At 35.0% G+C, this 21354-nt stretch carries 20 protein-coding genes; 2 read left to right on the plus strand and 18 right to left on the minus strand.

Translation table 11 applies throughout. The annotated features are described in order from the left end of the window. From AZF08_RS09245 to AZF08_RS09325, 17 genes are all read right to left on the minus strand, one after another. Nucleotides 1-1938: a VirB4 family type IV secretion system protein gene (locus AZF08_RS09245; protein ID WP_033678221.1), complete on the minus strand. Its 1938-nt coding sequence runs from the start codon at nt 1936-1938 to the stop codon at nt 1-3. A gap of 13 nt (nt 1939-1951) precedes the next feature. Beyond that, complete coding sequence (locus tag AZF08_RS09250; RefSeq protein ID WP_033678217.1) at nt 1952-2791, minus strand: hypothetical protein; 840 nt, start codon at nt 2789-2791, stop codon at nt 1952-1954. A gap of 14 nt (nt 2792-2805) precedes the next feature. Then, complete coding sequence (locus tag AZF08_RS09255) at nt 2806-3093, minus strand: DUF5592 family protein (protein ID WP_033678215.1); 288 nt, start codon at nt 3091-3093, stop codon at nt 2806-2808. A 48-nt stretch (nt 3094-3141) separates the two neighbouring features. Continuing rightward, nucleotides 3142-6093 (minus strand): pLS20_p028 family conjugation system transmembrane protein, encoded by a 2952-nt coding sequence (locus tag AZF08_RS09260; protein WP_063177272.1) that lies wholly within the window; start codon nt 6091-6093, stop codon nt 3142-3144. A gap of 23 nt (nt 6094-6116) precedes the next feature. Continuing rightward, nucleotides 6117-6326: a hypothetical protein gene (locus AZF08_RS09265; protein WP_033678213.1), complete on the minus strand. Its 210-nt coding sequence runs from the start codon at nt 6324-6326 to the stop codon at nt 6117-6119. A gap of 68 nt (nt 6327-6394) precedes the next feature. Next, complete coding sequence (locus tag AZF08_RS09270) at nt 6395-8965, minus strand: VirD4-like conjugal transfer protein, CD1115 family (protein ID WP_033678211.1); 2571 nt, start codon at nt 8963-8965, stop codon at nt 6395-6397. A 9-nt stretch (nt 8966-8974) separates the two neighbouring features. Beyond that, nucleotides 8975-9424: a helicase HerA domain-containing protein gene (locus tag AZF08_RS09275; protein ID WP_051725932.1), complete on the minus strand. Its 450-nt coding sequence runs from the start codon at nt 9422-9424 to the stop codon at nt 8975-8977. Nucleotides 9425-9474: 50 nt separating this feature from the next. Continuing rightward, on the minus strand, nt 9475-10407 hold the full coding sequence (locus tag AZF08_RS31175; protein WP_063177268.1) for a hypothetical protein: 933 nt from the start codon (nt 10405-10407) through the stop codon (nt 9475-9477). A 16-nt stretch (nt 10408-10423) separates the two neighbouring features. Further along, complete coding sequence (locus AZF08_RS09285) at nt 10424-11506, minus strand: hypothetical protein (protein WP_033678790.1); 1083 nt, start codon at nt 11504-11506, stop codon at nt 10424-10426. Nucleotides 11507-11618: 112 nt separating this feature from the next. Beyond that, entirely contained in the window at nt 11619-11921 is a 303-nt protein-coding gene (locus AZF08_RS09290; RefSeq protein WP_033678788.1) for a hypothetical protein, read from the minus strand. Nucleotides 11922-11938: 17 nt separating this feature from the next. Next, the gene (locus AZF08_RS09295; protein WP_033678786.1) at nt 11939-12172 is read right to left on the minus strand and encodes a hypothetical protein; all 234 of its coding nucleotides are present in this window, start codon (nt 12170-12172) and stop codon (nt 11939-11941) included. A 29-nt stretch (nt 12173-12201) separates the two neighbouring features. Continuing rightward, a complete protein-coding gene (locus AZF08_RS09300) occupies nt 12202-12645 on the minus strand; it encodes a hypothetical protein (protein WP_033678784.1) in 444 nt (147 codons plus the stop codon). Nucleotides 12646-13143: 498 nt separating this feature from the next. Next, complete coding sequence (locus AZF08_RS09305; protein ID WP_033678782.1) at nt 13144-13392, minus strand: hypothetical protein; 249 nt, start codon at nt 13390-13392, stop codon at nt 13144-13146. A 104-nt stretch (nt 13393-13496) separates the two neighbouring features. Further along, nucleotides 13497-14072, minus strand: coding sequence for a P-loop NTPase family protein (locus AZF08_RS09310; RefSeq protein WP_033678780.1), 576 nt, complete (start codon nt 14070-14072; stop codon nt 13497-13499). Nucleotides 14073-14109: 37 nt separating this feature from the next. Further along, nucleotides 14110-14589 carry a type IV secretory system conjugative DNA transfer family protein gene (locus tag AZF08_RS09315; RefSeq protein ID WP_033678778.1) on the minus strand — a complete coding sequence of 160 codons (480 nt, stop codon included), beginning with the start codon at nt 14587-14589 and terminating at the stop codon, nt 14110-14112. Between the two features lie 194 nt (nt 14590-14783). Beyond that, nucleotides 14784-17036, minus strand: coding sequence for a SpaA isopeptide-forming pilin-related protein (locus AZF08_RS09320; protein ID WP_033678776.1), 2253 nt, complete (start codon nt 17034-17036; stop codon nt 14784-14786). A gap of 158 nt (nt 17037-17194) precedes the next feature. Next, nucleotides 17195-17404: a helix-turn-helix domain-containing protein gene (locus tag AZF08_RS09325; protein WP_033678774.1), complete on the minus strand. Its 210-nt coding sequence runs from the start codon at nt 17402-17404 to the stop codon at nt 17195-17197. A gap of 118 nt (nt 17405-17522) precedes the next feature. Between AZF08_RS09325 and AZF08_RS09330 the strand changes: the two genes are divergently transcribed. After that, nucleotides 17523-18158 (plus strand): helix-turn-helix domain-containing protein, encoded by a 636-nt coding sequence (locus tag AZF08_RS09330; RefSeq protein ID WP_033678772.1) that lies wholly within the window; start codon nt 17523-17525, stop codon nt 18156-18158. Between the two features lie 461 nt (nt 18159-18619). Here the strand turns inward: AZF08_RS09330 and AZF08_RS09335 are convergent, their stop codons facing one another. Beyond that, the gene (locus tag AZF08_RS09335) at nt 18620-19771 is read right to left on the minus strand and encodes an AimR family lysis-lysogeny pheromone receptor (RefSeq protein WP_033678770.1); all 1152 of its coding nucleotides are present in this window, start codon (nt 19769-19771) and stop codon (nt 18620-18622) included. Between the two features lie 394 nt (nt 19772-20165). Between AZF08_RS09335 and AZF08_RS09340 the strand changes: the two genes are divergently transcribed. After that, on the plus strand, nt 20166-21143 hold the full coding sequence (locus AZF08_RS09340) for a hypothetical protein (protein ID WP_033678768.1): 978 nt from the start codon (nt 20166-20168) through the stop codon (nt 21141-21143). Nucleotides 21144-21354: the final 211 nt, after the last annotated feature.

Below are 21354 nucleotides of genomic sequence, written 5' to 3' on the forward strand. Positions count from 1 at the left end.
TTAAGCACCTCCACCAAATAACATTAATTCTTCCTCTGTTACTTCTACATGAAAGTGAATATTTTTTACCGCCCCAATACTTAAAATGACATCCCCAGTTGGTAAATGTGGAATAGCTGCAATCTCACTTTCACTTAGCTGTCCAGCGAATACTTTTCGTAACATATCTAAACTATTATTATCTTGCTGCATAATAAATTTGTACTGTGTTAACTCAAATAACACTTTAATTTCATCCACCATTTCTTGAGATGATCCATCCGGTACAAAATCTCGTATACTATGACTTGCATATAAAAGACCTGCAAAATATTTTCGATCTTCCCGGCTAAACTTGATTAAAAATCGTAATGCATGAGCACTTTCTTTTTTTGTATTAACTATATGATGTGCCTCATCGATAATAATGAAATATCGTACAACATCTTCGAAAGCAATTTGCTTCTTGTTAAAAGCTTTTAGTTGAGGTGCACCATTTGAAATCATTTCATCCCAAAGGAGATTTAATACATTAAAAATTTGTGCTTGAAACACTTCTGGTTTAAAACTTGAAATATTCCGTAAAGAAAAAGATACAACCTGTTCTTTTTTAAAGTCTTCAATCGTAGAATGACCATCAAATAACTGTGCGTATGCCTCAACTAGATTCATTATATTTAATTCAATAAGTTCTAAGCGTTTTTTTCTACTCTCACCTAAATTCGCATGATGTTTCTTTGTTGCAAAGTCTTCATACAATTCATCACGAACAAAATTTAAGTAATTAGTAAATATCGGATATTCATGAGGTTTTTTCATTGTAATTCCATTTTCAGCCCCCTTTTTCTCATCCCATAGTTTCATACGAATATATAGTTTTCGAATTAAGTTTTCATATTCTTTAATCTCATCATCCTTTGCTTCTGGCGCGATAAACCGATAGAAAGTTGTAAGTTTTGATAAATGTTGAATGAAACTGACTTCTTCACTTTCCGCTGTCTTATATACCTGAAGTGGATTAATTTGTCCTTGCGAACCATCTAATGCAATTGTTTTTCCACCTAACTCATCTACCGTATCTGTAAACTCTTCCACAACATCAAAAATGCGAATAAAATGTCCCTTACTTGCATTATCAACAGCTTTCTTTTTCAGTAAAGTTGATTTTCCAGCCCCTGGCTTTCCAATCATTACTCCATTGTAACTTTTCCTTTGATTATCTTTGTGGAAAATATCGAAAATGACATTCCCTTTTGTTTTTGTTGTTCCATAATACGTACCGTATGGATCATGTAAGTAAGAAAAATGAAAAGGACAGCCACCAGCTAAACTAACAGCCGGAATTTCTTTCCCTTTTCTCCGGTTTACATAATTTTTTTGTACATCAAAGCTCGTTACAAGTGCATCCCATTCATACTCTTGTTCATTTAAAAAAACAGCTCCCCTGAAGTTGTATGACTCTAATGTTTCCATGATTTCTTTCACCTGTTTTTCTAACTCATCTATCGTTCTAGAGGATACATAAATACGAATGTGAATACGTTTCATGACTTCGCCTTGTTTTAAATCTGTATAAAGAGCTTCCAGCTCTAAAAACTCGTTTTTCGCATCAATCCGATCTATATTATCTTTCGCTGTATCATGCCGAACACTTTGTTCACTCATGGATTTATTAATAGAGTCCACAACCTCTTTCCGGTCATCACTCATTACATCCAACGTTGTAATGACGTTTGGCATGTTCATAATCTGTTCTAACCAAAAATCGTTTACTTCAGTTGGATACTCATAAATGTGAAGGCATGTTGCACAGCCATCACCAGTCTGAATAAAATTATCTTTAAAACTTATGCCCCCTTGGGGCTGGATTTTAGCCAACAAATACGGATTGTAACCTTTTTTCTTTTTCAGTTCTTTTTGTTTTTCTTTCTCTGATTTTTTCTTTTTGAGTCTAAACATATTACCATCCTCCTCAAGACCATATATTTTTTGTACCCAATTTTGCATTTTGATTAAACAGTTTAAAAAGAAGCTCTAACTTTTTCTCTTCATCTACTTCTACTAGTTCCGTAGAACGTTTTATATATCGTTTAGCCGCATCTACACGCTCTTTTACAATTAATTCGGTATCACCATAGATAAACAAGAAAGATTCACGATTCGTTCTTCCCCATTCTAAAAATTTAAGCTCTTTTAATTTTTGAGCTAAAACCCTTTCATACAATGGGTTATTACATTTTTTGATTTTCTTCTCTACATACTTTTGTTGTTCTATTGTTTGGCATGGAAAGTTTAAAAATACAAGTTTAAGTGCGTGCTTATAGGCTTGATAAAAATAAGCATGTGAGAAGATGACAAATGCTTGTTCTTCACTATTTTTAGAGAACATATCATCACCTTCAACTTGTAGAATCTCTAAAAACTCTTCATTTCTTAGCTCAAATATTCCATTCTCCGTCATATCTACAACTTGCATGATTTCCGCAATACTTTTTTTCACTTTTGGTGGTGCTTCTTTCTTTTTTCTAGAAAAGAATCCTAGAAATTTAGGATTCTTCTTTTTTGAAAGCTCCTTTTCTGTTGATGATTTTTTCTTCTCTTTTTTCTTCTCTTTTTTCTTAGTTTTTGTTGCTACTTTCGGTTTCTCTTCCTTTTTTTCTTGAACCACTTTGACCATCTCTTTTGGCTGAGATGGTACTTGTTCTAATTCCTTCTCATTAAATAAGACTGCCTTTTTAACAGCTTTTTCCGCTTCTTTATGATTCTGCCTTGGTTTCTCTTGTTCTAGCTCTTTTTCATTGAATAACGCCATATATGACCCCTCCCTTACTGATCGTTGTCAATGGCACAGTACGTGCCTTTTCTTCTAAACAATGTGATAATCAAGACTTCATACATTCGTTTTTGTGGATTTGTACCCGGTCTCCAAATCATGATAATAGCGATGATCCCCATAAAAATGCAAAAGTGAAGTTGTACAGAATCATGTACAAAATTTCTAAGAATCATTGTCATAACCAGCAAACCTATTAGTAAAAAGAAATCTATTAAATACAGCACTTTATTAATCCGTAATTCTGTACTGATTTCCTTCGGAATTCGATAACTTCTCATCGGTAATCCCTTCCTTTCCCACATAAAAAATAAGCGTAATGGTTACGCTTATTTTTCATCATTCTTATTTTTACTTACAATATCTCTCCAACTTCTACCTGTATTCTGACCCATTTGGTAAAAACGTTTTGTATTTTTAACTGTTTGTGAATTATTGAGTTTCTCTGTTATTGATGTTGTTGTAGAAGTGACCCCTTGTTTAATCTTATCTTTTGTATATTGTCCTAATGTACGAGTTTCTCGATTACTACTAGCTGCCACTTCTTTATCACTTATATATGAATCACTTGGACTACCATGTGTTACAGTCACTCTTTCGACTGGTGCTGGACTACTTTCACTTGTTACAGGTCTGTAGCTTTCTACTGGCGATGAGCTTCCCTCACTTGTGACGATTCTTGGCGACTCCATTGGTGCCGGGCTACTTCCGCTTTCTACTGGTCTGTAGTTTTCCACTGGTGCGGAATGACTTTCACTTCTTACTGGACTTGGTGATTCCATTGGTGTTGAATGACTTTCATTTGCTATCGGTCTATATCTTTCTACTGGCGATGCATTCCCTTCACTTTTTACTGGACTTAGCGATTCCATCGGTGCCGGGCTATTTCCACTTTCTATTGGTCTGTAACCTTCCACTGATGACGTCCCTTCATTTCTTACTGAGCCTGGTGATTCCATTGGTGTTGAATGACTTTCATTTGCTATCGGTCTATATCTTTCTACTGGTGATGCATTCCCTTCACTTCTTACTGAACTTGGCGATTCCATCGGTGCCGGGCTATTTCCACTTTCTACTGATCTGTAACCTTCCACTGATGACGTCCCTTCATTTCTTACTGAACCTGGTGATTCCATTGGTGTTGAATGACTTTCATTTGCTATTGGTCTATAACTTTCTACTGGCGATGCATTCCCTTCACTTCTTACTGAACTTGGCGATTCCATCGGTGCCGGGCTATTTCCATTTTCTACTGATCTGTAACCTTCCACTGATGACGTCTCTTCATTTCTTACTGAACCTGGTGATTCCATTGGTGTTGAATGACTTCCATTCGCTATTGGTCTATAACTTTCTACTGGTGATGTATTCCCTTCACTTCTTACTGGACTTGACAATTCCATCGGTGCTGGGCTATTTCCATCTCTAATTGCTTCTGTTGGAACTGAACCTCCCTTACTTAATCCTTGTCTTTCTGTTCCCACTGAAACTGCATTTCCTTCACTTATTCCTTGTCTTTCTGTTCCTACTGGAACTGCACTTCCTTCACCCATTCYTTGTCTTTCTGTTCCTACTGRAACTGCAYTTCCTTCACCCATTCYTTGTCTTTCTGTTCCTACTGAAACTGCATTTCCTTCACCCATTCTTTGTCTTTCTGTTCCTACTGGAACTGCACTTCCTTCACCTATTCCTTGTTTTCCTATTCCTTCTGAAACTGATTTCCCTCCATTTGCTACCCCGGCACTCTTCATTTCATCTTGAAGACTTGTTGTACCTGTTTCTTTTCCACTCGCTACTTCTGGATTTACATTACCTTCCCTTGTCATATCTTCTTGTAGAGATGGATTTGCACCATTCTTTTTATCTGCTTCATTTTGAGCATTTAATTTATCTTTATTTTGATTTTCAGTTCCATTGCCTTGCCCTTTCTTTGCTTCAGCTTTTTTCATTTGTTCTTGCAATGACTCTTTATTTTCAGCACCATTTCCCTTTTTCAAGCCGTTCATAATACCAGCCATACCTCCTGTTGCCAAAGCTGCTGCATTTGCGGTTTTCGCTGCTGCCATTCCTGCTCCTTGTGCCGTTTCTTTTGCTCCTTTTCCTAGCATATTCGCAAGACCTTTCATTGGTTTAGAGGTTGCTGCACTACTTAATCCTTTACCAAGAGCGTATCCCCCAGCTAACATGCCCCAACTGCTCTTAAGACCAATATCTATCCCAAATAACCTTTCAACTACATTTGGCCCATCTATTACCGCCATACTAAAGGCTGCTAATGCGATGAGATACGGTACACCATTTAATTTGTCGTGAAGAAAAGTTGTACCCATGATATATAGTTTCAAAGAAAGAAATATCATGATGGTTGCTATAAATATATTACGGATATTGTTTAACACCGCTTTTAATTTTTGACCATTTGCGATATCTGCTGGTGCCAAAATATTTGCTAAAAGAGAGTTAAACGCTAATTCATAAAATAATCTCGCAAGCTTAATACTTACCAATACCAAGGTTGCACCTGTTATCAGTAACGTAAAGAATATATTCCAAAAGTTCCAATCCCACCGATAATACTTTTCGGGAAAGAAATCAAACCACCCATCTTTTAATTCTGCTAAATGTGCTACTCCCATTCCATCCATCACTCTTTTATTTTTAAGGATATCTTGACCGCCCTCTGATAAACCCTTATCTTTTGTAAATTTAAATTCCTTATCAATTTTTTCTGTAATATCAATCTGTCTAATATTCTTTTCAGGGATATTATTTTTCGGATTCAAATCCTCTTTCTTTTTCCATTTATTTTGGTCAATCACCGCAATATCCGTAATATTTTTCTTAATGATTTCATCACTTAATGAACCTTTTTGCTCTGATTTCACAACCGCAATGGCATCATCTGTAAACTTATCAACTTTTGTCATCCCTGTACCTAACAAGCATAGTACACACATGGTAATGAAAATATTAATAACAATTTGAGATCGGTTCATTTTTTTATTCATAATGAACATGTAACCAATATATATAAACGAAATGGCTAACAATACGATAAACACTGGGTACAACATGTCAATAAACTCTTGTACTTGCGGAGAATTAAAGAACCCTTTAATCCCTAATATCGCATCCGTAACACCCTCTAACGCATCTACAACTAAAGAAAGCCCTACAATTAAAAACCATCCTATCCATCGAAATACATAATTCACGATATCCCCAACTTGAAGATAATCCGAAAACTCTTCTAAAATCTTTAAAATCTCTTCATCTTTCACCATTTACCCTCCCCTCTGGTTTGCTACTGTCCAAGTACATCTTTTATTGTCCAGTTCACCCTTTCATTAAATTTATCAATCCGAATGATTAGCTTCCCCTTTTGTTCCCGATCAACTGAAAGGAAAAGAACCGCATCATCTAAGCCAATAATGACCTCATTTTCTTCTGTTACATATGGTGAATAACTATCTAAAATCAACTGCATTTCATCCGATATTGTTGTCATACACATTCTCTCTTCCTCCTTTATGCCTGGTTTCATACTAAATAAAAAAGTACCCAAATGATTTGAGTACTTTTCTAGCTCGTGACTGTTGCTTTTTCTTCTAAATCTCGTAAAATCCGGCTCATCTTCTGTTCAAGTTGCCCATAAACCACTCGGTCAATATGGTCATTGTGAGCTAACATTTGGAACTCATTATAAAACTCATCCATCTCTTGATGTTTCACCTCATCCATTGTTTTTCCTAAATGAGATAAAAAGAACTTTTCAACCAGTTTCAGCATATTTGTATCAGATTCAAAAAACTCGGCGACCGTTTTCTCTTTCCAATTATCAATGGAAAGTGGAACAAATGGACTGTCTTCCTGCTCAGTTGCTTCATCGGGAATATCTTCATTAATTCCCATCATGTTTGGTGATTCTGTTGGCTGCTTTGTTTCTACTGTTGAAGAAGCTTGCTGTTCTGACTGCGGTGTTCCTCCTTCAACTTGTTCTGCCTTTCTTTCCCCTAGAAAGTCAACAATGAGTTTTTTCGGATCTACATCATCATGCAAGGAATCAATATCTATATCTAAAATGGATTTATCTGTATCAAACTCTTCCCCCAAGTATTCCCATCTGTATTTTAATGCGGTTGCACCTGTATTATAGATAGGTCTTGGTCTAATGCGCTGCCGGTCATTATCTTGACGTTTTATCACACGAATAACAGTACTTTCTCCTTCTTTAAAACTCATAAGCTCATTTGCGGTTAAAAGTGGTCGTTGATCTACACTTTCTGTTTTATTTTTATCTGTAGAAAGACTTTTTCCATTTCGAGAAATCGTATTAATCGTCTTATTCCCTAATTTTTTCGATACTTTTTCGGCTGTATCTTGATCGTTTGTCAAAATGTAAATGGTATTCCCACAGTTTCCATCAATTGTTTCTGCATCATTTGCATACTTATTTTTTAATTGTGCATATGCCTGGATTACAAGATTAAATCGAATATTTCTACCAAGACAAACTGTAATAATATTCGCCATACCTTCAATACTCGGCATATTTCCAAACTCGTCTAAACAAAACACTACCTCACGGTGACATTTTCCACCACGAGCAAGCGATGCCCCCTTTGCTAATATGAAATAGAGCTGTCTCACAAAAATAGAAGCAATCACATGATTCGAAGAATCATAGTCTGGCGTAATCATAAAGATGGCAACAGGTTGTTCAAAGTAACTAATCCGCTCAATCTGTACATCTTCATTTTGCTGTAACACTGTGAATTCTGTATGACCTGTCTTTTCATTTATTTTTGTAACAGAAATTTTTTCTACCTTCTTCTTATCACCTTTTTCATTAATTTGAATTGTATCTGCTACTTTTATTTTCTGTTTAAAATCTAATTCAAAACGCCCTGTCACATCTGCCTTTAGAGATTCTATTGAACCATCTGGGAATGTAATCTCTACTCGTTTTCTAGGCTGCGCCTTTCCTTTTAGCGTTTTCCCAAACCCTACACGTTTTAAGTCCACACTATTTTTCGAAGTCATTTTTGCAATTTCATCAAATGTGAAAATAGAGAGTCCGTTCATTGTTTGAGTAAAAATTCCACCCCGTGTAGTTCCTTTCGAGAAGTTGGAAGTTGCATATTGCATTTTTGCGACACTATCGGCTGGTAAACCTTCAAAATAAAAATCTAATGCATTTTGTGGCTCTGATTCTGGATCTACAATTACTTCTTTCGAACCAAGTTCTGATAGCATATTCGCCACTGCATACATGGTTATTTTCTCTTCTGTTCCTTCCGCAATACATTTATCTGTAACTGCTAATATCATGGCATTACACAGGCTCATCGCACACTGTTGCCAAAAGGGATCTTTTACATTTGCGTTGTAATACAAAGTGTGAGAAAGTGTTTTACACAATGCCTGAGCTGTTGAATAATCCCCATCTTTATAAGCATCTTTGACAAGCTGCAATAAGTTATAACTCATAGAATCAAGTGGATTTAACAAATTCAACACTTCAATGTGATACCCTCGTTTCTCCAATGTTTCCTTAGATGCACTAAAAATTTCGCCTTTAGGATCGTTGATTATTAAAGATGGCTTATGTTCCGCTCTAGAATAGACATCAATCGTTGGAAACACAAAAGTTTCCCCTTTACCAGAGCGAGTTGTACCTATAATTAAATTATTTACGGGACTATCATCAATGAATACTTTGTCACCTAACCGGGAGATAACAACACCGCCGCCACCCTCAAAAGATTTCTCACGATCTGGTACTGCCCGATATTGCTTTTTTAGCTCTTCTACTTCTGTAAATCGACTAGATCCTTTTTGATGATTATTTAAGTCTTTAAATGATGATTTGAGTTTGTATGCGGTTCTTGCGATAGTTCCAATCACTACAAGGAAAACAACCAAGTAATAAATGGGATGCTCTGAAATTGGCATCCGAAAAAGAAATCCTATTTCCATATGAAATGGTTCCGGATGTAATAAATCATTGAATGTGGTTCGAATCAGCTCTAACACCAAATTCAATAAAAAATTGGCGATTAAAAACATCCCAATAAACAAACAAGCACTCAATGGAATGAGTACTTGTTTTTCAGCTAATTTATATTTGATTGATACTTTTTCATCATACATAGGACATTACTACCTCCCTTTTGAAACAGCTATAAATTGAGGGAACTTCATATCTATTTCAAAGGGAGGAATCTCAATAAAACTAGCAATAACTTTTGTATTAGATTTTCTCATTTCACCTAAAAAATATAAGAAATCATGTATTCCCTCTGTATAGAGAATAGCTGTTTCATCAATAATTACATAATCATATTGTTTAGCTGATTCAATAATTCCCTGTGTCAATCTAGGCTTTTCAACCTTCTTAGGTTCATACAAAGAGACAACCTTCACTTGTTTATTTGTCTCTTTCGAAAAATAAGTATATTCACCATGAGGATCCAAAATCATTACGTTACTTAATTTTAAAGCAAGACCTTTTAAAAATGTTGTTTTCCCTGTACCAATATCCCCTATAACTTTCACATTAGTTACTATATTTTCAATCAAACTAGGTATTTCATTATTGAATTGAATCAATGTCGAATTCCCCTTTCACTTAAAAAGGTACTTTTTTAATGAGTACCTTTTTATACCGTTTTATTTTCCTTTCCCGGATCCGTTGGCGGCTCCACTGGYGGTTTTGTATCTCCTGGATCTGTTGGCGGTTCCACTGGTGGTTTTGTATCTCCCGGATCTGTTGGCGGYTCCACTGGTGGTTTTGTATCTCCCGGATCTGTTGGCGGCTCCACTGGYGGTTTTGTATCTCCTGGATCTGTTGGYGGKTCYACTGGTGGTTTTGTAYCTCCCGGATCTGTTGCTGGGTCTACTGGTGGTTTTGTATCTCCTGGATCTGTTGGTGGGTCTACTGGTGGTTTTGTATCTCCTGGATCYGTTGGCGGTTCCACTGGTGGTTTTGTATCTCCTGGATCCGTTGGCGGTTTCACTGGCGGTTTTGTACCTCCCAGATCTGTTGCTGGGTCTACTGGTGGTTTTGGCTTCTCTGGTTCTATTGGAACCACATCTACAATACTAGCTAAAGACAAGTCTGTATTTTGATCACCAAATGCAAATTGGTCACCTTTTACTGTCACTTGCGGATTTCCATCTGTAATAACTGCAATCACATTATCCTTCGCTGTATCATGAATCGTTTTGTCAGAAGTTTCTTTATCATAAAGAGTTAAAACACGAGAAGTAGTTTCATCTCCATTTTGGAGATTACTCGCAATGGATTTTTCTTTTAAGGTCACCTTTGATTTATCAAGTTCATCTAATACATAAGCAATATCTTTATCCTTACTTTGGATTGCGTTTTCTGTAATGTTCTCAAAGTCTTTTTTATTTAGATTCTCTTTCTTCTCCTCCGGTTTGCCCTTCTCTACTTTTTTAGTAATTGCTGACTTACTTTTCGATGATTCTTTAGTTCCAAACCAACTGCAACCAGCACTACCTAATAATAACGAGCCACCCACAGCGACAATTCCCATCTGTCTGAATAATTTATTGTAATTTAAAGGCATTTTACGTTTCTCCCTCCTACAACTCTTTTAAATCCTTATCAATTCCTTCAATTTTTTTCTTCTTTTCTTCTTCGCTAAGAGTGGATTGCTCCACATCTTTCTTTTGTAACTCTTTCACCTCTTTCATAAGGGTTTTATTCCCTTGAGTCTTCGCAAAAGTAAAGCAATCATCAAATTTTTTCTGATTCACAAATGCTTCAGCAACAAGCTTTTCACGTCTACCATCCATATTGACCTTTCCTTTTAAACGAATCACATCCTTATATTTTTTATTGAGTGCTGCCTTTTCAAAATCAATCACATCATTTTTAACATCAATTTCATTTATTTTTTTCATATTGTCGATACCGATATAGTAAGCTACGACACTCTCAGCAAATTTCGGCTCATATTTCAGTGCCTTATTTGCTTTCCCATTCAATAAGTAGGTAAATAAAACAGCTTTTTGACTGTCCTTATCTAAATCTGCATAATTGATTTTATCGAATTGTTGGGCTGCATCACCATATTGCTGAATGGCTGCTTTTTGTAATCCTTTAACTACATAATTTTCAGAACCAGCATTTACACTTGAAACAGGCTTAGAAGAGAATAATTGAAAAGCAAATATGGCTCCTGCCCCAATTAACACCACACTTCCTATGACACTAGCGACAATCTTTAACCCTTTCCTATTTCCCTTTTCAGGCTTTATTGTTTTTTTTACTTCTTGTGGTGGATGATGAAAGGATTCTTCTCTTTTTTCTGGCGGTTCTACTTCAACCTTTTCTTCTTCATCAAAAGGAGAATCATTGATTTCCCTTTCTAGAGTTGCTAACAGCTCTTTCTTTTGCTCCTCTTGTTCTGGAGCTAATTCCATCACATTCATTTTTTTAGAAATGTGATCAAAAATATGATCTGCATATCCTAAACCAAGTGATAATGTACCATTGTAGATCTCATTAGAGTCTCGATCTAACAAAGTAAAATCAACCTGTTCTTTACGACCAATTTCTCTAAAGTTTCGCTCTAACTGTTTTGTTAGGGTATACGCTTCTTGAAACGGATATTGCCTACCTGACTCCATTTCTGTTCCATTACTCTTAAAAATGACAAACATGACTTCTCCTTTCTTCCATTTACTTCAAATTTCATGAAAAAAGGGCAAGAAAAAAAGCCATACTCTTGCATAGCCTCTTCATTGCCCTATTTGTATTTTTTAACTACTTCAATCACTGAAAAGGTAATAATAAAATTTGACCAAATTTGATCTGACTATTTACGCTTTCCGCTAAATATTGGCATCCCATTACAATAATAAGTCCAGCTGCTCCGCCAATAAACCACCAAACGCATTTATGTCTTCCTTGCTGACCACCCCAAATTAATAGATAAGCACCAAAACAAAAAACAATAGCTGTACTGACCATTGCCCCTCTTTGCATCCAAGTAATTAGTGAGTTCCCGGTATTTACCAAACCATCCATCGCATCACCTAACACTAACATTTGAGCTACTGTTTCAAACATATTCATTCACTCCCTTTTTATTTTTAGATTTCTACACTTCGTTGAGGCTGACTTGGTTCATTCGGCTTACTTTCTTCCTTTACTTCTGTTGGTCCTGCCTTATAAGCTTGTAAAGCTTTCATCACTAAATCTTGATGTTCGTCAATACATTTCTGATGATGCAAATGAAGCCAATGGTTATAATCTTCACCATTGGCTCTTAAGAGATTTGCTACCATTTCTCTTTCCTTTTTGAGTTCCTTTTGCGTAATCGCCACTGTATCACCCCCTTTAAATGATTATGTGATTACTTCTGATATTGTTCTTTACTGCTTTTAATAAAAAAGCCTACTTCTTTCTCAAATTCAGATGGTTTAATTTTTGTAAACGAAATATCTTTTTTTAGTTTTCCTTTTTCATAATATGCAAGAGAATCACGTCTTTGCGACAACCCAAAATCAAAAGGGTTACTTGATCTTGGTACATCCTCTCTACCACCAAACAACTCTTTTACGATGATCTTATTTTGTTGAGCTAATTTTTTAACATTAAAAAGGACATCTTCTCTTGTTTTTTTATCATTATTCAACATAACAAATCCTGTGCCATCCTCACTCATAAACTTCTTCATTTCTAACGGACTTAGTTCCATTACTTCCCCTTTTCCTGAACTAAAGACAAATGTTGAACCAATACCAATTGCAATTAACAGTCCAACAACAGCGGAAATGATCCACCCTTTACGACTCATGCATGTTCCTCCCTTTATCATATTTTTATAAGCGATTTTGAAGTGTGATGAGACACATTTAAACTTCAACATCTGTCTTTATTTTATAACAATAAAAGGAAAGTAGGAGAGAAAATGGAAATATCATTTATGGCTGGAATGACGAACCCTGTATTGGCATGCGTATAGAAGCGAATCCCGACTTCGTTTCTATATGCCCAATACCGCACTACGTATTTTGGCATAAACGTAGAACCTTATGTATCTACTGTTTGTGATGTTCACCGCTTCTTCAGAATGTCAGTATGGGATATTCCTCACGGTTACTGTTACACACAGATCTTTGATACAACGTATTTTCTATTGGTCACAGATATGAGTTTTACGTACCCACTCTTCTAACGATAATCGTATACCTAACCCCTCTAGTGACCGTTTCAAGGGAGGCACGCAATATTTACTTTTCAAGGAACCATTTACTTTGTGCCATGTTCTCAGCACACTTCAAAATCGCTTAGGTTATCTACATTTTTGCTTTACAGCTACTAATTCAGCTTGCTTATGTTTCCGTTTTGCAATTAAATTTTGATGCTCATCTCTTACCGAGCGAACACGATAATAAATTTGTGCTACCTTTTCGATGCTTCCTGTGCCATTTTCAATGGCAATTGCACCTTTTAATTCGTATGTTTTCCCATCAAAGGTTTTGACACTATGAGCTTGTGATGCTGCAATATCATAAAATGTGAGTCTTTGTTCTTTCCCCATATGATCGCCTCCTATTTTTGAAAAGAAGGGAGAAAAATTAACATCTCCCTCGTCTAGTTTTCTAGCCATCTAGATAGGATGAAATAGTAAATGAGAACTTTATATCATGCTAGGATCGTTGTGTTGTACGAGGTTATAATGCGTTGTGCCGCTTCTTTACCGTATATGTGTTGTAATGCGGATTGAGATTCGACTACGATTGAATGCTGTATGTGGTATGTTGCGCTTTCTTTCAAAAACTGCTCCATATGAGGGATGGGGTACAAATCATATTGATAAAATACCAAATGAATCGGTCTTATATTCTTACATTCTGTTAGATATTGAAGAAAACCCGATAATGCTTCTCCTCTATCTTGATATGTGCTTCTTTCTGTTTCTACACTGATATACACAACTGCTTTTTGATTCACATCTAGCTGAAGAGATTCATAACCAGCTAATAAATCATGTTTTAGTATGTGATACCCTTGTTCACGCTTTTCTTTATACGTATCTTCATAAAAGATGCCCTTTGGATCAAATATGAAGATGATATCATCTTTAGTCTCCTTTATCCCCTCTATGACAGACTTATAAGCTCCAAAACGAGCTTTTATGACACCTGCCACCCTTTCCCCTTCATTCATCTCCCTCAACGCTCTAATCACCTTTGTATACTTCTTAGCTACACCTAACATGTATTGCGCTCCTTCCTATTTCATTTTTATCTAATGGCTATTTCTGAAACCAAAAATATTCTTTCTGTTCTTCGAGATTTTCACGTTGATGTTTATCTAGAATCCATAACAATGTGATGATTATCGCTTCCCTCGTTTCTTTTGACGATAAACCTAGCTCATGGAATATTGGATACGATGGATAATCTCTCTCTAGACTATCTAATACCTCTACCAAGTACGCCTCACTGTCATATATTTTTTGTATAAACTCGCTGACCTTTTTTACATCTAAGTAATACAAATTCTTATGTCGCTGATCCAGATACAAAATACTGCCTGCTAATAACTTGGTAGCGGATTCTATCCAAAAATCATGACGTTCTCTTGGCTTAATTACTGTTTGAGCAATTGAAACTGCTTGCATGAGTTCTTCAGGAAGCCATGCACTTTTGTTATACGCTTTTCCTCTTCCAACTACTCCTTTTGTACAGGTACTTAATGATTGATTTGTTGTACCACTGTAGACTCCTGACATCTCATTTCATCTCCCTTTCGGTTTCTTACATCTTGCTCCATATCCAAAACAAGATAACCCAAATTGGAATTACAAGAATGAATGCATTTCTGCATCCTACAAAAAATGCTATTGGATTTTTTGTAGGATGCATGATGCGCATTTAAATGTTCCTTTACATTCTCAGGTTTCAAGATTTTACTTAATCCTTTCATTTATTCCGCTTTTTTACGATTTCTCATTGCAAATACAGCTCCGATTAAAGCTAGTGCAATACATGTTAGCCCGATCCATTTTATGTATGGATTTTCAGCTTTACCGCCTGTTGTTGGAAGTTTCATTTCTACATTCTTTGGTGTTTGTTCTAGTTGTGGTTTCGTAATAATTTGTTGTGGTTGTTCTAGTTGTGGAGTGACAGGCTTTTCAGTTACTTTTGGTTGTTCTGGTACCTGTGGTTGTGGTGTTTCTGGCTGCTCTGGTTTTTGTGGTTGTTCCGGTTGATGTGGTGTCTCTGGTGTTGGCCTCTTCTGATCCTTCACCGTATGCTTAATAATTTGACCATCTTCCTTAATTTGAAAAGAAAATGTTTCTTCGCTAAGTAAATATCCAGCTGGTGCAAATGTTTCCTTATATGTGTATTTTCCATACGGTAATTTAGCGAATTTCGCAATTCCTTGTTCGTTCGTTTTACCTTTGACTACTTCTTTGCCTTTTTCGTTAAAGATAGTAAATTCAGCATTCGAAAGTTTGTTATTTCCATCAGCTAGATCTACCTTAGTTATTTCAAGATCACCTTTGATATGTTTATTCTTCGCTGTTAGCATGATTGTTTTTCCTTGCTCTGTGATACTAAAAGGAATAGAGTCTTTTGTTAACACATATCCAGTTGGTGCCTCTTTTTCAACAAATGAGTATGCCCCAAATGGTAGGTCTTTTACTTCAATCAAGCCGTTTTTATTTGTTTTATGTTCACTAATCTTTTTACCTTTACTGTCTTGTAAAATGAATGTTACTCCTTCTAATTTCTTATCTGGATTTTCTCCATCTACTTTTAGTAGTTGCACATTCCCTTTTACCTCTTTGTTTTCAACAGTAAATATGAGCGTTTTTCCTTGCTCTTTGATCTCGAATGGATATTTTGTTTTATTAAGAAGGTATCCTTCTACTCCCTTTGTCTCAAGAAAATAATACTTCCCATACGGTAGATCCTTCACTTGAGCAATTCCTTGCTCGTTTGTTACAGCTTTTGTTACTTCTTTTCCCTCCGCTGTATACACTATGAACTCTACTTTTGGAAGAGTTTTTCCGTTGTCACTTAACTTCTTAATTTCGATATTTCCTTTTACTTTCACGTTTTGTACTTTAATCGTTGCAACCTCACCTGTTTTGACTTCAATCTTTTGTGGCTGCTCATTCAGTACATAACCAGTAGGAGATTTTACCTCTTTAAGAGTATAATTCCCGATTTCTAAACCAGAAAGACTTGCTGTGCCTTGCTCATTTGTAGTCATTATGCCTACTTTTTCGTTTTCACTGTTAACGACTTCAAATACAGCACCTTGTAGCAATTCTTTTTGCTCTCCTACTTTTACAACTTTCAATCCACCAAGGGACTTCCAGTTTACTTGTAGATCGGCACTTACTTTTTCCTCATTCTTTTCTAATAATACTGTTGCATCTTGCACACTATCAGTTCCCTTGTAGGCTACTGCTTGCAACTTAGAAAGGTTAGAAGTTACTTTTAAGGAAAAATTACCAGTCTGAGAGGATTTCGGTATTAGAATACGGAATTGTTCTCCTAAATTGAATTGTTGTTTCGCTTCTCCATTTGTTGAAACAACTTTTGTTCCAGTTGGTGTATTGGCTAGTTGAACTGTAAATACACCATTCTTAACGTTACTTTCAATTTGGTACACTGTCGTTTCAAAGTACTCACCGTTTAGCTTCGCTTCTTGATTGTCTGTTGGTGTTACGTTCATGTACATTTCTTGTGTTTCTTGGCTTGCGTTTGCCCCGTTAATAATCGCTTTTACAGCTTTCGCAACATTCGCATTCTTATGCTGAACCTCGCTAATGTCGATTTGACCTAATGATGCCCAAACACTAAGTTGTGTCGCATAATGTGCCTCTTTCCAGTTAGAAACCCCTAATTCTTCTGGACTCTTTTGTGGATATCCATTTAGGAGAACACGGTACACAACATTATCTGTGCGCCCTTTCTCTGGAAGGTCGTTACCATCGGGACTTAACTTTCCATAGGTTAAGCAATACGCAATTTGCCCATTCGCATTCTTCAGTAATTCTGTCCGTAGGTCTTTCCCGTACATGGGACTAAAACTCCAATTCATTTCGTACTTCTCACGATTAATGACTTCAGCACTTGCTTTCGTAAGTGGAAATACAAAATTCAAGACAATTAGAAGCATACTCATGACAATGAGTAACGTTTGATACGATCGTTTCAACATACTAACAGCTCCCTCAAATGATATGCAGTTTTCAAAGATCAGTTTAAAAAAACTAATTTTTCAGACTTATAGGCTTGAAAAATAGTGATAAAGTTGTATCTTTTCTGTATTGTTCATTTACAATATAGATGTATAATTATTGTTTATTGAAAAATGTTTTATTCTAACTTTGCTCGATAATACGTTGCAAAAAAAAGGTTTTCAACAGGTTCTCCAAAAAAATCCGAAATGCTTTTTGCCCGACTAGAAATTAAACCCTTTCTACCCGATTCTACATCATACAAAGTACTAGCTGGGATTTTGGAACCGTTTGAAACCTCATTAATTGTATAACCCTTTGATTCACGAAATTCTTTTAAAACTGTCAAGTGCCTCACCCCCTTATTTACAGTTTATTCGTCTTTTAGCCTAAAGTCAACACGTATCGAATAAAAAATTATTCATTAACGCAATTCTATTCAAAATCGCAATTAAAGGAGTTTTTTTATGAAAAACCTATACCTAGGTAACAATCTTAAATATCTTCGAAGTATGCAAAAATTAACCCAAAAAGAGTTAGCTTCTAAACTAGATATATCTTATTACGCCTATAACAATTGGGAGAACAATTTAAGAGAGCCAGATATACTATCATTAAAAAAATTTTCAATATATTACGACCTTGTTATTGATGAATTGGTAGATACTGAAATCCACTTACCGAACCTAACAGAAATAGAAGATCAAAAATTAGATATTATAAAACAGTTAGTTAAATCGGACGTTACAGAACCACTTCAAGAAAATTTAAAGAAACTACGATCTATAAAGGGACAAAGTCGTAAGAAAACTGCTGAAGAACTAAATGTCCCCTATAGTACTTATGCCGGCTGGGAAAACGGATTTAGAGAACCTGACATTTCTACGCTTAAAAATTTAGCTTCATATTACCAAATGAGCATTAATGATCTATTAAGTACAGAGGTAATTGCACGGGAAGAAGATAAACTAAAACTTCTTTCACGCTTATCTAAAAATTTATTTGAAACATACATGAGTGTTCCAGATGAACATAAACCCGAATTAGAAAAACAATTGATTCAATACATGAATGATTTCAAATCAAAACGTGAAAATAAATAGCCAAATATTTTAAAAACACATTTTAATTATAAGGTTTTTTCTACGCCTTCTTGTTTGCATATTTTAATCATATCTTTATATAAATTTAAAATAGTGTACATATCATATTCTATATATTCCTGTATAATTTTATGTTCTAGCCAATGAACGTCTAATCCCATATAAATTCACGTCCTTAGTTTCATATTTGAGGAATTATTACCCAGGTGGTGCATTTTTTTATTGTAAATTAAAACTGCACCATCCCTTAAAAATAGCGAAAGACGCTACATTCGTAGCGTCTAGTTCATTTTCAAAATTAAATTTTCATATATCTTTGCACTCATCCTGTCCCAGGATCAACCATCATATACGTTTTAACCACTGAAGGATCGTTCTGCGCTTTAACTACTTCTTCAATCTTCCTACTTTCTTGAAATGGTATTGTAACCCCCAAAAAAATCAGCAAACAAATTAAAAATTTATTCAACTAGGTTCACCTCATCTTTCATTAAAGATCGTTTAACGCCTCTAGCATAAAAGATATTACCAGACCTTTCAAAAGCAATTAAAGCTTTTCTTAAACCAAGAACATCACCAGTTACTTTAGAATATGAATATAATTGATGAGCACTAAAACCAGACTTTTCTAATTTCTCGTACAGTTTGAGCCCCACATTCTTATCTCCATATAAACATTCATAATGAGCCCGTTCCCCATCATGCATGTACTTAAAATCAATTTTATCAAGATTAAAGTTATTTTCAATATACAAATGAGCTAATGTAGTTTTAAACGCAAAGTATTTTTGAGATTTTTTAGGGACGTCAATCTCTTCAAGAAGCGCTAGAGCCGATTCGATATATTCTTCCGCTACGAGCGGATTTTCATAGATATAACTTTCCCCCTTACAACCCGTTACAACAGCTTTTATCATAGGCACGTTCATATCCGAATCTAGAATTGACTGACACACTTTTCTACATTTTTCAACCTCATCACTCAATAAATGTTTATATGCAATCCTTTCTTTATATTGCATATGTAAACAATCTCTTATATATTTTTGGTCAATCTCTATTATAAATTTCTCAGCTTGTTTAGCAAACGGAGCGACCGCATTTGACTCGTCTTCATCATACATTGCAACCATATAAAGCAAATTTAATAATGCCTGGCATTCTGGATTAGAAGGTATTTTTGACTCATCAATTTTATTAATTATTTTTTCACCTTTTATTTCATTTTTATTCCGTTGATTGAACACATCATAAACAGTTAAATACTGATTTACGCTCTCGTTTTTACAGTGTTTTTCTATTAGTGCATCAATGATATTGTACTCACCCGAAACGTGAGAATAACATAGAGCCTTTCGGATATTTAATGGACTTTTAACTAGCAGAATAAACATATTTATCTTTTGGCGCCTTATTTCTGAATTTTCATAAAGAATTTGAACGAGTTTTAAAAAATTGTCTAGTTTCATTTCGTATTTATTTTTGCATTCAAGAGCATTTGATATTGATTTTCTATCTACTCCTGTTAATTTAGCTATCTTTCGCAATGTATATTTTGAATTTATGATTCTTGATAATTCATCCATAATCTCTTTCATAGTAAGATCTTTCATAATATATCCCCTCCTCACAAAAACAGATAACAAACATGCTTTTTTATGAAAATTTTACCACGACTCGTTATTTTGGAATATTGAGAAATTTTTTAATAGTCGTTTTGAATAGTATTTATTCAACTTTTGTTGATATTTTTGGAGGAAAGTCTTACAATTAAAATGTAAATAAAAAAATAAAACCCCACCGCCCAGTTTTTAATTGGCTTCTAGTTTGGCGACCGGAACCAATTAAAAACTCCTAAGATAGGGTTTTAATTCACACTATAAATATATGTGTTTTTCTTTAGTATCATACTTGATATTAAAATTATATCATAATGCATATACAATGTGAACATAAAACCTCTGTTTTTCCTTTTTATTTGCGGTGGAAAAAATAGGAGGTTTTTTTGTGATATTACAGAACTTTTTACTTAGTCGAGCAAAAACGGAACTAAGTCCCCGAATTAAACACTTATCCAAAACACCTGGAGCTATAAATCAATCCATTAAGAAAGTTACTACTTATATTGATAATATTGTCCTTGAACATGAAGGTGTTACCACTCAAGATTATCTTACCAAAAGAAAATATGAAGCTTTAGAGACTGTTTTATCTTATTTGGTCCAAGAAGGATATAGCCAAGTTAAACAAGATCACATCAGCAAAAAATCTGGCATTTCAAAGCCTGTTATTAACTACGTGTTTAATTGGTTGCAAGATTTAGGAGTATGCCAACAAATAAAGGTAAGACGGCACGGAAAGATCGCCCCTTCTGTTTACATCTTAACAATACATGATAATTATTTAAAAATCATTGAATACTTCAAAGTAAAATGGGCTGTAACAATTGATGTTTGTTCTACTTTCACTAGATTTTTAAAGAACAAGATTAGTAAAAAAACTGTTGTAACAGATCATGATGATATGCAAAAAAACAATTTAGAAACTCCATCTTCCCTAGATCTTTTCAACATTGAAGAACCATCAAAACCTGCTGCGGATCATGAAACAAAAGAAAAAAATAATAGATTACAAGACTTAAACGATTACTTGAGTGACGATCAGCAAAAAGCGTATTACTACATTTTAAGTCAAGGGGTAACATATCTATCTGAAAATGATGCATATACAATTGCTTTAAGGTTGCCACCAGATATGGATAGTATGGGTACATCTGCGAAGTGGGCTTTTAAGGACTGTGTCGAATGGTTTGACCGTAATAAAGCTGATAATAGCGCTCCTGCTCACTTTATAAAAATGTTTGGTCAAAAACTCAAAAATTATCAAGATCGTAGAAAACGTGATACTCAAAAGAAAATTTCACTCTTTGGTACAAATAATGATAGTAAATTTGTTTTTTATAATTTTTTAGAAGAGAACAATTGATTTAAAAAACACAATATAAAATAGCCTTGCTCAAAAAAAAACATATATAGCAAGGCTATTTGTCATGTCCTCTTATAGTTTTCCATTGTCTTATTATTTTTCAACACACAAACCTTCAAAAACCTTACTCGTTTCCTATGAATTGTCATCATTTTCTTTTTAGTTCTACTATTTAAATCACAACCGTTATATATTGAACATTCACTCATTT

It is taken from the genome of Bacillus gaemokensis (assembly GCF_001590835.1).
Lineage (GTDB): Bacteria > Bacillota > Bacilli > Bacillales > Bacillaceae_G > Bacillus_A > Bacillus_A gaemokensis.

Bases quoted from the DNA above. Each gene is read 5' to 3' on its own strand.
- AZF08_RS09245 (WP_033678221.1), bottom strand. From the start codon at position 1,938: ATGTTTAGACTCAAAAAGAAAAAATCAGAGAAAGAAAAACAAAAAGAA.
- AZF08_RS09250 (WP_033678217.1), bottom strand. From the start codon at position 2,791: ATGGCGTTATTCAATGAAAAAGAGCTAGAACAAGAGAAACCAAGGCAG.
- AZF08_RS09255 (WP_033678215.1), bottom strand. From the start codon at position 3,093: ATGAGAAGTTATCGAATTCCGAAGGAAATCAGTACAGAATTACGGATT.
- AZF08_RS09265 (WP_033678213.1), bottom strand. From the start codon at position 6,326: ATGTGTATGACAACAATATCGGATGAAATGCAGTTGATTTTAGATAGT.
- AZF08_RS09270 (WP_033678211.1), bottom strand. From the start codon at position 8,965: ATGTATGATGAAAAAGTATCAATCAAATATAAATTAGCTGAAAAACAA.
- AZF08_RS09285 (WP_033678790.1), bottom strand. From the start codon at position 11,506: ATGTTTGTCATTTTTAAGAGTAATGGAACAGAAATGGAGTCAGGTAGG.
- AZF08_RS09290 (WP_033678788.1), bottom strand. From the start codon at position 11,921: ATGAATATGTTTGAAACAGTAGCTCAAATGTTAGTGTTAGGTGATGCG.
- AZF08_RS09300 (WP_033678784.1), bottom strand. From the start codon at position 12,645: ATGAGTCGTAAAGGGTGGATCATTTCCGCTGTTGTTGGACTGTTAATT.
- AZF08_RS09305 (WP_033678782.1), bottom strand. From the start codon at position 13,392: ATGGGGAAAGAACAAAGACTCACATTTTATGATATTGCAGCATCACAA.
- AZF08_RS09310 (WP_033678780.1), bottom strand. From the start codon at position 14,072: ATGTTAGGTGTAGCTAAGAAGTATACAAAGGTGATTAGAGCGTTGAGG.
- AZF08_RS09315 (WP_033678778.1), bottom strand. From the start codon at position 14,589: ATGTCAGGAGTCTACAGTGGTACAACAAATCAATCATTAAGTACCTGT.
- AZF08_RS09320 (WP_033678776.1), bottom strand. From the start codon at position 17,036: ATGTTGAAACGATCGTATCAAACGTTACTCATTGTCATGAGTATGCTT.
- AZF08_RS09330 (WP_033678772.1), top strand. From the start codon at position 17,523: ATGAAAAACCTATACCTAGGTAACAATCTTAAATATCTTCGAAGTATG.
- AZF08_RS09335 (WP_033678770.1), bottom strand. From the start codon at position 19,771: ATGAAAGATCTTACTATGAAAGAGATTATGGATGAATTATCAAGAATC.